Genomic DNA, 14016 nt, shown 5'->3' with positions numbered 1-14016 from the left:
CAATTAAATATAAACAGATGAAACTTAAAATACTTAGTACACTCCTGATCGTGATCAGCTGTATGGCAGGATGCCGGAAGCTGGATGTGCCCCCGGTGAATATCGTGCAGGACAAGGATATATTCGCATCTCCGAACGGAGTGCAGGCTTATATGGCCAGGATTTACAGCGAAATGCCGATTGAAGATTTTCGTTTTTCTCCTACCAGAGGATTCAATTTTTTCTGGATCATCAGCCCCTTCAGTTGCATCACCGGTGAAGGTATCAGTCGCGATATCGGCAACAACAGCGAGACCAACAACTATTGGTCTGCCGCCTATTCGCTGATCCGTGAAACAGATTATTTTCTGCAAACATTACCGAAATACTCCGCCAATTTCACCGATGCGCAAATCAAGGGCTGGATGGGCGAAGCGCGTTTCGTTCGTGCCGTTGCCTACTTTGCACTGGTAAAACGTTACGGCGGTGTGCCGGTGGTGAATACTGTGCTGGATCCCACCCGCAGCCTGGATAGCCTGATGGTACCGCGTTACTCCGAGCAGGCGGTATATGACTCCATTGCCAGCGATCTGGATCTGGCGTATAAATATCTGCCGGAAACCAACCAGGTAGGCCGTGCTAACCGTTATGCCGCTGCAGGTTTCAAATCAAGAGCCATGTTGTTTGCAGGATCTATCGCCAAATACAACAAAACCATGTTGTTCGATAACAACAAAAACCAGTTGTGTGGTATTCCGGCTGCGAAGGCAAATGATTATTTCAAAGCAGCCTATGATGCCGCGATGTTGCTGGATGGGAAATACAGCCTGTATAAAAACAGCTGGTCTGCCACCGATCGCCAGGCACAGTACACCAACTACGTGAACCTGTTTTTTGATGCCGCCAGCCCGGAAAACATCCTGGTAAAACAATATCACTATCCGGAATCGGTGCATGGTTTTGATTCCTACAACGTACCCCGCCAGTCGATGGGTGCTAACGGATATTCCGCAGAAATCAATCCTACATTAGAGTTTGTGGAAATGTTTGATGGTATTCCGAAAGATGCCAATGGCAGGTTACAGACCATTGACCCGAACACCGGAAAATATATTCTTTACAATACTACCATGGATTTGTACGCCAACGCAGAACCTCGCCTGCGGGCTACCGTAATACTGCCGGGAGATGTGTTTAAAGGAGAAAATATAGAGATAAGACGCGGGATAGATACCGCTGATATAGGCAGTGGCATATCCCCGCTTTTGCCGCCGGGTTCCAAGCTGGCGTATAATGCATCGCCTGCGGATATGAATGCCAATCCTCAGTTGAAGCGCCTGCTTCTGAGCCCCAGCGGTAATAACCAGATCGTATATACGCTGCCCAATGGTACCAAGATGAATGCCTCCGGGTTAAGCGGTCCGTTTAATACCTCCGATAATACCTGTGCTATGACCGGCTTTTCTATCCGTAAATATCTGAACGAGAAAATGCCGAAATCAGAAGTACTGGAAAACCACTCTGCACAAACCTGGATAGAGCTGCGTTACGCCGAAGTGCTGCTGAACCGTGCCGAAGCAGGATACGAACTGGCTTCCGCCGGCCAGGGTAGTCAGTATCTGAACGATGCCTACACCTGCATCAACCAGGTAAGGGAACGTGCCGGAGCAGTGAAGCTCAATGGTGCCGGAGAGCTGAACAATGTAAACATTGTGCGCCGGGAAAGACGTAAAGAACTGGCGTTTGAGAACCAGACCTGGTGGGATTTAAGAAGATGGCGGATATCAGACCTGGAACAGAATCAGACGATCTACCGGGCAGCTATGCCGTTTTACGTGGCCAAAGCCAACAAGTATTACGTAGACACCCGCCTCGACGAACGCAATAAAACATTCTCGTTCGATGTAAGGTGGTATTACCTGCAGATCCCTAATGGCGCCATCGCCAAGAGTCCAAGCCTGGTACAGAACCCAGGGTACTAAAACATCCGGTTTGACCGATAAAATAAGTAACACATGAAAAAGATACTCTTGTATATAGCCACCGGGTTGACACTGGCAGCTGGTCAGGCTTGTAAGAAGAACCTGGATAACTACGACGGCCCTTCCGAAACCTTCAAGGGAAGCGTGATCGATTCCACTACCGGTAAGCCCATGCAATGCGAAGTAGGCAGCGGGGGCATACGTATTCAGCTCGATGATCTCAGCTGGAGCGATAACCCTACGCCTTTTTACTTTTACGGCATGCAGGATGGTACCTTCAATAATACCAAGATCTTCAAAGGAAACTTCCGGGTGTCCGTTGATGGTCCCTTTGTTCCGCTGCTGCAGAAAGATAACAGCGGTAATATTCTGGTAGACAGAAGGCAAACCATGCAGATCCAGGGTGTGACCACCGCCACCTTTTGGGTAGCACCGATACTGAAAGTAGAATGGGTGGGCGATCCGGTACTGAACGCCGACAGCACCGTCAGCGTTACCGTGAAGTTCTCCCGCGGAACGGTGAACCCGGCATTCCAGAACAATATCACCGACCTGTTCCTCTTTGTGAATTCCAATCAGTATACCGGTAATAACAATTATGATAACAGGTATTCAACAAGAATTACCTACAATGGTAATGCCGCCAATGCGCAGCTGGGCCAGCCTGTCACTATAAAAACCACCGGTAAACTGCCGGCTGGTTATACTTACTTCCTGCGCGTAGGTGCACGTACGGATTTCGGTCAGAAGCAGTACAATTATAACGAAGTGAAAAGTGTCAATGTACCTGCAAAATAAATGTTGTATGTTTACCTGTTCCCGAAAGGGAACAGGTAATTTATTCCACGTTAAATATAATTTCCGCGTTATGCAAAAAAGGATTTTAGCAGGATGGCTGTTGGCAGCAGCTATTACAACAGTTCAGGCACAGGAGCATCCGCCGGTAAAGGAATTGAAAGAGAAAACCGCCTTCCAGACCGGTAGCCCCTGGATACCGCAGATTGATGTAAGGTCTGATGTAGCTATCGTATATGGTGCAGGCGACCGCCCGGGAATGACATTTGAACAGCGTATACAAAGCTGGCGCGATCGCGGATATAATGTGCAGTTTATGACGGGCATTGCCTGGGGTGGCTACCAGGACTATTTCCTGGGCAAATGGGATGGGCAGAATCATCTTGGCGACGGGCAGGTAGAGCGGAAGGGCGATACGATCTGGCATGACCATAATACGCCTTATATTGTACCCAGCGCTTCTTTCGTGGAATACATGAAAACCGCTATTACCAAAAAAGTGATAGATGCCGGTATTACCACCCTGTTTTTTGAAGAGCCGGAATTCTGGGCCCGCGCGGGTTACAGCGAAGGATTTAAAAAAGAATGGCAGAAATATTATGGCTTCCCCTGGCGTCCGCAGCACGAAAGCCCTGAGAATACCTATCTCTCCAGCAAGCTGAAGTACCACCTGTATTACAATGCCATCAAAGAGGTATCCGAATATGCCAAAGCATATGGCAAAAGCAAAGGGAAGGATATCAAAGTGCTGATAGCCACGCATTCGCTGGTGAATTATTCTTCCTGGCAAATAGTAAGTCCGGAAGCCAGCCTGGCTTCGCTGCCGGGAATTGATGGTTACATCGCACAGGTGTGGACAGGTACCTCCAGAACCGCCACCTTTTTCAACGGTGTGCAGAAAGAACGCGTGTTTGAAAACGCTTTCCTGGAATATGGTTCCATGGTATCTATGACGGCGCCGACTAAACGAAAAATGTATTTCCTCACGGATCCGATCGAAGACTGGCCAAGAGACTGGGCCGACTACAAACAGAATTACCAGGCTACCTTTACTGCAAAGCTGTTGTACCCGACGGTAGCGGATTACGAGGTAATGCCCTGGCCCGAAAGGATTTATACACATCCGTACAAACTGGCTAACAGCGGGGAGAAAGTGTTGATTCCACGCACTTATTCCACGCAGATGCAGATAATGGTAAATACCCTGAATAATATGCCTGCTACTAAAGACAAAGTATCAGGGTCCGGTGGAATTGGCGTGCTGATGGGGAATTCTCTTATGTTTCAGCGCTTCCCTACTCATAACGGTTATGAAGATCCGCAGTTCTCTAACTTCTACGGACAAACGCTGCCGCTTGTAAAACGTGGTGTTCCGGTAGAAACGGTGCATATGGAAAACCTGTCGTACCCGGCCACTTTAAAAGATATAAAAGTGCTGGTGATGAGTTATTCCAATATGAAACCGTTATCCGCTGAAGGGCATCAATACATCGCCGACTGGGTAAAGAAAGGCGGCGTGCTGATCTACTGCGGTAAAGACGATGATCCCTATCAATCTGTGATGGAGTGGTGGAATACCAAGGGAAACCATTTTGCCACACCATCCGGGCATTTGTTCAAACTATTGCAGATCACGCCCGGAACCAGCAACAGGTTCAGCGTAGGAAAGGGAGCCGTATACATTATCCGCAGAGATCCTAAAGAATTTGTGATGCAGGCCAACGGTGATAATGAATTCACCGGCACCCTGCAGCGTGCATACGAGCAGGATGCAAAGGCCGGCAAACTGATATTTAAAAACTCCCTGTATGTGAAAAGAGGGCCTTATGATATTGTGTCCGTGATAGATGAAAATACAGATGCCGCGCCTTATGTTATCAAAGGGCCGGTGATAGATCTGTTTGATCCGGAGTTACCCGTGCTGACGGAAAAGTCCGTTGAACCAGGGCACCAGGCACTGCTCTACAACCTGAGCCGTATGCCTGGAAAACAGCCGCAGGTACTAGCTTCCGCCTCCCGTATCTACAACGAAAAGATAAGCCCGGGGGGATATGCGTTCCTGTCGAAAAGCCCATTGAATACCACCAACAGTGTTCGGATATATCTACCCAAAGAACCTACCCGCATCGAGCTTACCGATCATCAGGGAAACCGCATTGCTGATGTAAAATCATCCTGGGATGCCTTATCGCATACCTGCTACCTGAGTTTTGAAAACAGCCCGGAAGGAACGGAGGTGAGGTTGAGTTGGTAGAGAGAAGAAATAGCGGAGAGATTGAAAAGGAGAGAAATAGCGATCAGAAATTGTGAAATAACTTGAAGACCTTAGTGAAGGATGATACTATCTTTCGCTAAGGTCTTCGTTCTATTTCGCAATTCTTTTTTAAATTTAAGTACAATGAAAACGCTCATCTGCACAACACCGGGCACATTTGAATACGGACTAACAGCGATGCCTTCGCCGGAGCCGGGTTATGCGCTGATCAGGATAAGAAGGATCGGGATCTGTGGCACGGATCTTCATGCCTTTGAAGGCACCCAACCCTACTTCACCTATCCGCGGATATTAGGGCACGAACTGGCGGGGGAAATTGTGGATGCAAATGCTGTGGCCGGGTTTCAGCCGGGAGAGCTGGTGACAGTGATTCCCTATGAAAACTGCGGTAGCTGTATTGCCTGCAGGCGGGGAAAACCCAATTGCTGCGAACGGGTGGCGGTGCTGGGTGTTCATAAAGACGGTGGCATGGTAGAGTTTCTGCAGGTGCCGGAACGGCTGCTGGTACACGGCGACGGGCTCACTGCCGACCAGCTGGCATTGGTAGAGCCATTGGCGATAAGCGCTCATTGCGTTAGCCGGGCAGGTGTGGAACCGGGAGAATATGTGCTGGTAATGGGCGCCGGCCCTATAGGCCTGGCAGCGATGGAGTTTGCCCGCATAGCCGGTGCTGAAGTGATTGCTGCCGATGTGAATGAGCAACGGCTGCAATTTGCACGGAATGTATTGGGAATTCCGCATATAGTGAAAGTGAGCACTGATATAGAGGAACAGCTGCAACATATCACCGGAGGCGATATGCCTACGGTGGTAATAGATGCTACCGGCAACCAGAAAGCTATCAATAGTGGCGTCTTCTACCTGGCGCACGGCGGAAGATATGTGCTGATAGGCCTGCAGAAGGAATTGCTGATGTTCCCCCATCCGGAATTTCACAAAAGAGAAACCACGCTGATGAGCAGCAGAAACGCTACCCGGGCCGATTTTGAACAGGTAGTACATTGTATAAAGAATGGTCTCGTTAAACCAGAACGATATATTACTCATCGCGTAAGGTTCGGGGATGTGAAAAATGTTTTTAGCTCCTGGCTCGATCCGCGTAACGAAGTAATCAAAGCGATAGTTGAATTGTAAACAACTTATAATGGCGAAGTCCCTGTTATTGTTACTCCAGCTTGTTCTGTCTGTTCCTGCTATAGCGCAGCTTACACTGCATCATCTGCGTTGCGGCTACCAGGAAAACCCTGTTGGTACCGATTCAACGGCCCCTGCACTCAGCTGGCAATTGAACAGCAATGGAACCAATATCAGGCAGAATGCCTACCGTATCATCGTATCGGATGATCCGGCGCTGCTGCGGAAGAATAGAGGCAATATCTGGGATTCACGGAAAGTAGCCACGGATCAGTCGATACAGGTGAGGTACGAAGGAAAAGCCCTACACCCGGCTACCGTTTATTACTGGAAGGTGATGATCTGGGATCAGCAGAACAGGCCTTCGGCATGGAGCGCGCCGGCACAGTGGGAAACGGGACTTTTTACGCAGGGCGACTGGCAAAACGCACAATGGATCGGCTACGAGCAGCTGCCGGCGAAAGAGCGCATCGTTCCGGCTCTCACCAACGACAGCGATCCTAAATACCGGGGCAGGAAAGATGTGCTGCCATTGATGAGAAAATCATTCAGCATCAACAAGCCACTGCGGAAGGCGATGATGTATATCTGCGGCCTGGGCCAGTTTGATCTCCATATAAACGGTAAAAAAACAGGCGATCATTTCCTGGATCCCGGCTGGACTCAATACGATCAGCATGCACTTTACGTGACATTTGATGTAACACCGCAGCTGCAGCCAGGCGCCAATGCCCTGGGCGTAATGCTGGGCAATGGTTTCTACTACATACCGGGCGAACGATACCGCAAGCTTACTACCGCCTATGGCTATCCGAAAATGATTTGCCGGCTGTACCTGCAATACCAGGATGGCAGCAGCGAAAATATCGTCAGCGATACCTCCTGGAGAACGGCCCCGGGGCCTGTTACCTTCTCCAGTATTTACGGTGGGGAAGACTACAATGCCAACCTGGAACAAAGCGGCTGGGACGGCCCCCGATTTTCCGACTCAGCATGGAGAAATGCGTTGGTCACTGATGGGCCACCACAGCTATTGGCACAGACCACCTATCCGCTTCGTATATTCGACACATTTAGTCCGGTGAAAGTATCGCAACCCACGCCAGGTGTATGGGTATACGATATGGGCCAGAATGCCTCCGGTATCCCGGCCATCACCCTGAAAGGCACAAAAGGTGCCACCGTGAAGCTGATGCCCGCAGAACTACTCAAAGAAAACGGCCTTGCAGATCAATCTGCCGTAGGCACTCCGGTATATTTCAATTATACACTGAAAGATAGCAGCGAAGCATCCTGGCAGCCACAGTTTATGTACTATGGTTTCCGTTATATACAGGTGGAAGGCGCCGTACCGGCAGGAATGCCCAACCCCGGCGGATTGCCGGTGATACAACAGATCAACGGTTTGCATACCCGTAGTGCCGCACCGGCCACGGGGCAGTTCAGCTGCTCCAGTGAATTGTTCAATAGAACCTTCAAACTGATCGACTGGGCCATAAGAAGTAATACCGCCAGCGTGTTCACGGACTGCCCGCACCGCGAAAAACTGGGCTGGCTGGAGCAAATCCACCTGATGGGCAGCGCTATCCGCTATAACTACGATATAGCATCGCTTTGCCGGAAAGTGGTCAGGGATATGATCACGGCACAAACTTCGGAAGGACTCGTACCGGATATAGCACCGGAATATGTACCCTTTGAAGACGGCTTCCGCGACTCTCCCGAATGGGGCAGCTGCAGCGTTATACTGCCCTGGTATATGTACCAATGGTTTGGCGACAAGGCAGTACTGGAAGAGAGCTATGAGATGATGGCCCGCTATGTTAACTATCTTGCTAAAAAATCAGATCATCACCTGCTGCTCTATGGGCTGGGCGATTGGTATGATATAGGCGCCGCTTCCCCCGGAGAATCGCAGCTTACACCTAAGGGTATAACGGCAACGGCTATGTACTTTTATGATCTCAGCATCCTCTCAAAAATAGCCGGCATACTTGGCAGGAAAAACGATGAGCAGCAGTATCAGTCTTTGGGAGCCGAAGTGAAGCAGGCATACAACAAAGCATTCTTCAACGACAGTACCCGGCAATACGCCACTGGTAGTCAGACTGCGAATGCCATGTCGGTATTCATGGAGCTGGTGGAGCCATCCTGCAAAGCCGATGTGGTGGAAAATATAGTGGCCGATATCCGCAAACATAACAACAGCTTTACGGCCGGCGATATTGGTCATCGTTACCTGCTGCGCGTACTCAGCGAAGAAGGGCGTTCGGATGTAATATACGATATGAACAGTAGTGATGAGGTGCCGGGGTACAGCATGCAATTGGCTAAGGGAGCCACCGCACTGACGGAATCCTGGCAGGCATACCATAATGCTTCCAACAATCACTTCGCGATGGGGCACCTGATGGAATGGTTTTACAGCGTGCTGGCAGGCATCAGGCAGGCGCCCGGCAGTACTGCTTTCCACGACATCGTGATCCGTCCGGAGGTGGTGGGAGAAATTACGTGGGCGCGTGCCAGTTATTTATCGCCCTACGGTGAGATCAGTACCAGTTGGAAAAAAGAAGACAACATCTTTTCCATGGAAGTAACCATTCCTGCCAATACACATGTTACTTTCTATATCCCGGCCGAGTCTACTTCCGATGTTAGCGTAAACGCGCAGCCGGTGGCGATCGACAACAATTATAAGGATGGCCGTTATATCATGACCGCAGGATCGGGCAGGTATTCATTTCGTGTCGTGAACCGGCAGCCTTCTCAGCCTACTGCTGGCTCTTATGCCCTTCATATAGGGAGATGTATACGCGATATTTCATCACAGAAATAGATCTTTTTGAAGTTTGCCTCCCGGAACCACCGCGTATTTATCGAAATTGGTAATCCCGGCAGCCTGCAATACCGTTTCATCTATCAGGGTCTGACCTGAATAGGCAGCGGGTTGCTGAAGGATATATTCCACTGCATCAGCGAGGATTTCGGGAGTGCGGCTCCGGTTAATGAGTGCATCTCCGCCCAGCAGGTTTTTCACAGCTGCAGTGGCGATGGTAGTAGCAGGCCAGAGAGCGTTGGAGGCGATCTGGTAGGGGGCCAGTTCGGCCGCCCAGCCGATAGCCAGCATGCTCATATTGTATTTGCTGATGGTGTAGGCCACGTGGGGGCCGAGCCATTTAGCATCGAGATTGATGGGAGGGGAGAGGGTGAGGATATGTGGATTATGGCCTTTCTTCAGCCAGGGGATGCAGTGTTGGGTAACGAGGAAGGTACCACGTACGTTGATATCGTGCATCAGATCGAACCGTTTGGCGGGTGTTTGTTCGGTGTTGGTGAGCTGGATGGCAGAGGCGTTGTTGATCACCACATCGATACCGCCGAATTTTTCCGCTCCTTCTCCTACGGCGCGGGCTATCTGTTCTTCATCGCGTATATCTACCTGAACGGGGAAGGCTTTACCGCCGGCAGCTTCTACTTCCCGGGCGGCGGAATAAATGGTGCCGCCGAGGCGGGGATCTTCTTCAACACTTTTAGCGGCGATGATGATATTAGCGCCTTTGCCGGCCAGGTGGAGAGCAATGGCTTTACCGATGCCGCGGCTGGCGCCGGTGATAAAGATGGTGCGTTGCTGGAATGCCATAATCCTTGCTTTTGTCAAAGGAATTTAAGGAATCTTTCCCTGACTGCAAAAAGAAGAAAAAAAGGAGCGGGACCAGGATTGGTCCCGCGGGGTATCAACCTAAGAAATCACCAAGGGTCTGATACTTCCGTAGCAAACATATCTATAACCTATGTGCAATCAAATCCCTTCATTGGGCATTGCGAAGGGAAAAAAAAGAGTAGTTATAGTAATCATTAAATGCACCAATAAATTCGTTTAGATCGGACATACCTATTTGTTGTGCAATATCTTCGGGTGGGGTATTTGATGTTACGGCGCTCAAAAAGGCAAATTCCATTTTACAATACCACCGATATGTTTCCGGTGTAATGAAATAGGTACTTTCGAAGGCAGCTTCCAGTGCCTGGGCATTTACATCGAGCAGATACGCCATTTTAGCCAGGGAGTATGTTTCAGACAGGTTGGTGCTGAGATATTCCAATGCTGCGGGCAATGCTGTCTCGATTTCCTTTGAATACACTCTCATTGGCTGCACGCCCTGTTTGTCCTGGTTAGCGAAGTTAATGTACAGGTTAAGGCAGCATCTGTTGAGGTAGACGATGCCGGCTTGTTCCACGTGTTTACATTGACAGATCCGGTTGATGATATCCTGGCAGATAGGATTCATTTTATAAGGCTGAGCATTGACGGGGCCACTCCCTGGTTCTATTTTCTTGCCTGCCAGTATTTGTAGTTCAGGGTGTTTTTCCGCCAATTTCGCCAGCCCTTCGGGTGTAATGTTGATGTGAAAGCTAAAAAGGTGTTCTATATCGTAGAGGGGTGTTTTATGTGTAATACCCTTTAATTTGAAGAGGTTTACTTCTCTTCCGTTCATCATGAAGGGGCCTTTATTTTTCTTTTTTGTTTCGGCCCGGATACTGCTGCTGGCCATGAAATGCAGCGCGAATATATCGCGGCATGGTTTGGATATGAGCATGATGGGATCCAGAGCAAATATTTCATGTGTCCAGAGGGAGAACTCGTTTAATTTGAGGGTTTGGCAAAGAATGGTGGCGTGATCATCCTGGGTAAAGAAGGCGCCTGCTGCTGCGATAAAGAGGTGATGAAATTCAACCGGGATGTTTTCATTTGGGGTGAAATTGGTGTCATCGCTTTCTATTCTCAGCACGATTTTCGGTAACAGACTTAGTTTGGGTTTAAACATAAATTTAATTTGTTATTCTTTATAGGAATAAAAAAAGGTTTTATAGGATAGTAACAAATTAATCTCAATCAATCAGGGCTTATCAAATTCGTTTGTTACTATATATAGTACACTTTTAATAGGTTAGGTACTATAGGAAGTTGAAATATTCTTTGCTACTATATATAATACACGTTTAAAAAGGTTGGGTACTATAGAGTGTGAAAGTTTTTTAGAAAATCGTCGCTGGGAAGAATCCCAGCGACTTGCATGAGTGCACAAGTGATGTAAACCAATCATCAGCTTGTACCGCGTAATTAGTTTTTGGTGGGCCAGGTTGGCTGGCCGGATTTCATTTTTTGGAGGACGTCGGCGTATATTTTTTCATCTGGTGCGCCTTTTTTGCGTTCCAGGGCCTTTTCTTCCCATTTTATGGCTTCACTGGTTTGGTTGAGCTTGTAGAGAAGATTGGCGTATGTGTCGTATGCTTCTGTGTTCTCCTGATCGAAGTGGTCAAGATCGTATTTCATGACCTGGGCAGCGAATTTAAGGATATTGGTATCTGTGACGTTTTCGAAAAGGGGCCAGGTTGCGTTATTGATATGATATTCAGAATGTGTCATGGCCTTTTCAAAGTATTGTTTATAGTATTTTCCATAGTTATCCCAATCCTTAGTCACATTGCCATAGTAAAACATGCGTCTTCCGAGCACCAGTTCTTCCCCTATATTTCCAAATTTATTAATAACCCTTTGCTGAATGGTGTTCCAATCAGGCGTGCCTTTAGTAAAAGGAGCTACTTCTTCTTTGTCAATGATGGTCCATACCTTCCTTCGAGCTGCGTTTGTGTAAAGCGCTACATCAACTTTATCGGGGTTCTTCAGAAACATTTCGAATCCTTTATCCTTACTTGTCATGGTAATACCACTTATGAATTCAAGATTGTTTTTTGAAAATGGAGCTTTTAGCATGCTGATATAGTCGTTACCTGCTTGGGTTAACATCTCCTGATTTTTTTTGCGTAAACTGATTAAAACTAGTCGTCTCAGGAACGCAGAGTCTCGCTTCCCATTCCGATATTCTCCAAGAAATTCCTGGTATCTTCCATCGTTATCATTTATATCGATATTTGTAGCAATATTAAATCTTGGATCCAGGGAGAAGCCAGGAGTATAGGGCACCAATTGTTGGTTAATAGCTCGTATTTCATTGACCGGAATTTTTATGATTTCTCTGTCATAAGTAAGTAGTCCATTTTCTTCTCCTTCTACATCAAATGGCTGGGTATAGATAGAGGCACTTAATCCTTTCGTTTCGAGGTTCTTGAGCTCTCCTACCATTTGGGTATACTTATTTTTCAATTCGCTGGCAGTTCCCTGCACGTAGCCCCATCCTTGCACATCATCCCATTCGTGTCCTGGAACGGGAACGCCAATGCCTCCGTATTCGCCAATGACTTTGACCTTTCCCGGCAGGGTTGGTACATCACGGGGATCTGGGTAGGAGTGTACATCTGTCATATCACTGCTAATCCAGGGGTGATCTGAAGGGAACCTTAATTGGTCATTTACGTACAAGAGTTCTCCCGAATGGCCATTAACTAGTCTGGATGGATCCTGAGATTTTACCCATTTGGTTAACCGCTCTTGATCATAAGCACCCCAACGTTCATTAAATAGTACCCAGGTTACTATACTCGGGTGATTATATAGCTGGTTCATTGTTTCCTTCACTTCTTTCTCAAATATGACTTTAGAGCCATCAGGCAGATTATGAGGTGGATTAACAAAATCCTGCCATACCAATACTCCGATTTTATCTGCATAGTAATACCATCGATCTGGTTCAATTTTTATATGTTTTCTGATTGTATTGAATCCGAGGGATTTAATAGTTTTGATGTCAAATGCCAGTGCCTCATCGGTAGGAGCGGTATATAAACCTTCTGGCCAAAAACCCTGATCTAGTGTACCAAGGTTATAAGTGTACTTATTGTTCAGAAATATCCTGTCAAACCCATTTCTATCCTTTTGTATATCTATTTTCCGCATCCCAAAATAACTCTTTACATTATCCACTATATGACCACTTTTTATAAGCTTAACATTCAGATCATAAAGAAATGGATCATCTGGAGACCATAATCGGGCATTTGGTATTTTTAATTGCAAACTTATTGATTCACTTTTATTATGATAGAGAGTTGAGCTTGCAGTGCTTACTTTTTTACCATTTTCCAGTGCTTCCACTTCAACTATGATAGCTTCTCCTTTCCCAACTGAATTGAGATTGACGTTAAGAGTGCCTTTGTCGATATCCGGTACTACTTTCAAGAGATTGACATGATTTTCAGGAACTTTTTCTAGCCATACAGTTTGCCATATTCCACTGGACGGAGTGTAGTAAATATTAGCAGGACTGAGTGTTTGCTTGCCATGGGGATTAATGCCTTGATCAGTTGGATCATATACTTTTACGAGAAGTTCGTTATCACCGTTTTTTAGATAATCGGTAATGTCAAATGAAAAACTTTGATACCCTCCGGAATGTACGCCTACCTGTTTGCCATTAATAAAAACAGTGGCCTGCCAATCTACGGCACCGAAATTCAGCACAATTCTTTCACCTACAGTTAAAGAGGGTTTTAGAAAGTTTGTTTTATACCATAGACGATTTTCTGGTTTCAGAGTTTTTTGTACGCCCGAGAGCGCTGATTCAATCGGAAATGGAACTGAGATTTTTCCGTTGTAGTTTTCAGGATAGTTAACGATAGAGTCTGTGATTGCATATTCCCAAAGACCATTCAGATTCTGCCAGTTGGAACGTTGCAATTGAGGCCGTGGGTAACTGTTAAGTGGATGATCCTGATTGACCTCTTTGACCCACCTGGATTGTAATGGAATGTTGAGAATATTGCTGTTGTGCATTGTTGCAGTTGTCTGGCTATAACAGGCTAACGTCATTAAGCTGGATACTAGTAATAGTGATTTTTTTTTCATAATGGTTAAATCGTATTTTCCCTTCATATATATTATTTCTTTTCAAT

Annotated in this window: 8 protein-coding genes; 5 read left to right on the top strand and 3 right to left on the bottom strand. The window is 47.1% G+C overall.

What is annotated here, in order from left to right:
* Positions 1 to 17: 17 nt before the first annotated feature.
* The 5 genes from UNH61_RS22510 (at position 18) to UNH61_RS22490 (ending at position 9001) form a co-directional block, all read left to right on the top strand.
* Positions 18 to 1961, top strand: a complete 1944-nt coding sequence (locus tag UNH61_RS22510) for a RagB/SusD family nutrient uptake outer membrane protein (protein ID WP_326994261.1) — start codon at positions 18 to 20, stop codon at positions 1959 to 1961.
* Positions 1962 to 1994: 33 nt separating this feature from the next.
* Positions 1995 to 2759, top strand: coding sequence for a DUF3823 domain-containing protein (locus UNH61_RS22505; RefSeq protein ID WP_326994260.1), 765 nt, complete (start codon positions 1995 to 1997; stop codon positions 2757 to 2759).
* Between the two features lie 70 nt (positions 2760 to 2829).
* Entirely contained in the window at positions 2830 to 5010 is a 2181-nt protein-coding gene (locus UNH61_RS22500; protein WP_326994259.1) for a hypothetical protein, read from the top strand.
* A gap of 144 nt (positions 5011 to 5154) precedes the next feature.
* A complete protein-coding gene (locus UNH61_RS22495) occupies positions 5155 to 6165 on the top strand; it encodes a zinc-binding alcohol dehydrogenase family protein (RefSeq protein ID WP_326994258.1) in 1011 nt (336 codons plus the stop codon).
* 10 nt (positions 6166 to 6175) lie between these two features.
* The gene (locus UNH61_RS22490) at positions 6176 to 9001 is read left to right on the top strand and encodes a family 78 glycoside hydrolase catalytic domain (RefSeq protein WP_326994257.1); all 2826 of its coding nucleotides are present in this window, start codon (positions 6176 to 6178) and stop codon (positions 8999 to 9001) included.
* Here the strand turns inward: UNH61_RS22490 and UNH61_RS22485 are convergent.
* From UNH61_RS22485 to UNH61_RS22475, 3 genes are all read right to left on the bottom strand, one after another.
* The gene (locus tag UNH61_RS22485; RefSeq protein WP_326994256.1) at positions 8990 to 9805 is read right to left on the bottom strand and encodes an NAD(P)-dependent oxidoreductase; all 816 of its coding nucleotides are present in this window, start codon (positions 9803 to 9805) and stop codon (positions 8990 to 8992) included. The genes UNH61_RS22490 and UNH61_RS22485 overlap by 12 nt on opposite strands.
* A 169-nt stretch (positions 9806 to 9974) precedes the next feature.
* Positions 9975 to 10991 carry a hypothetical protein gene (locus tag UNH61_RS22480; protein WP_326994255.1) on the bottom strand — a complete coding sequence of 339 codons (1017 nt, stop codon included), beginning with the start codon at positions 10989 to 10991 and terminating at the stop codon, positions 9975 to 9977.
* 296 nt (positions 10992 to 11287) lie between these two features.
* Positions 11288 to 13996, bottom strand: coding sequence for a sugar-binding domain-containing protein (locus UNH61_RS22475; protein ID WP_326994254.1), 2709 nt, complete (start codon positions 13994 to 13996; stop codon positions 11288 to 11290).
* Positions 13997 to 14016: the final 20 nt, after the last annotated feature.

Origin of the sequence: Chitinophaga sp. 180180018-3, assembly GCF_037893185.1 — a bacterium.
Taxonomy (GTDB): Bacteria; Bacteroidota; Bacteroidia; order Chitinophagales; family Chitinophagaceae; genus Chitinophaga.
The sequence above is the reverse complement of the archived record's forward strand: the minus strand, read 5'-3'. Positions and strand labels throughout refer to the sequence as shown.

Coding starts and splice junctions, on each gene's coding strand:
- UNH61_RS22480 (WP_326994255.1), bottom strand. CDS start 10,991: ATGTTTAAACCCAAACTAAGTCTGTTACCGAAAATCGTGCTGAGAATA.
- UNH61_RS22500 (WP_326994259.1), top strand. CDS start 2,830: ATGCAAAAAAGGATTTTAGCAGGATGGCTGTTGGCAGCAGCTATTACA.
- UNH61_RS22490 (WP_326994257.1), top strand. CDS start 6,176: ATGGCGAAGTCCCTGTTATTGTTACTCCAGCTTGTTCTGTCTGTTCCT.
- UNH61_RS22495 (WP_326994258.1), top strand. CDS start 5,155: ATGAAAACGCTCATCTGCACAACACCGGGCACATTTGAATACGGACTA.
- UNH61_RS22505 (WP_326994260.1), top strand. CDS start 1,995: ATGAAAAAGATACTCTTGTATATAGCCACCGGGTTGACACTGGCAGCT.
- UNH61_RS22510 (WP_326994261.1), top strand. CDS start 18: ATGAAACTTAAAATACTTAGTACACTCCTGATCGTGATCAGCTGTATG.
- UNH61_RS22485 (WP_326994256.1), bottom strand. CDS start 9,805: ATGGCATTCCAGCAACGCACCATCTTTATCACCGGCGCCAGCCGCGGC.
- UNH61_RS22475 (WP_326994254.1), bottom strand. CDS start 13,996: ATGAAGGGAAAATACGATTTAACCATTATGAAAAAAAAATCACTATTA.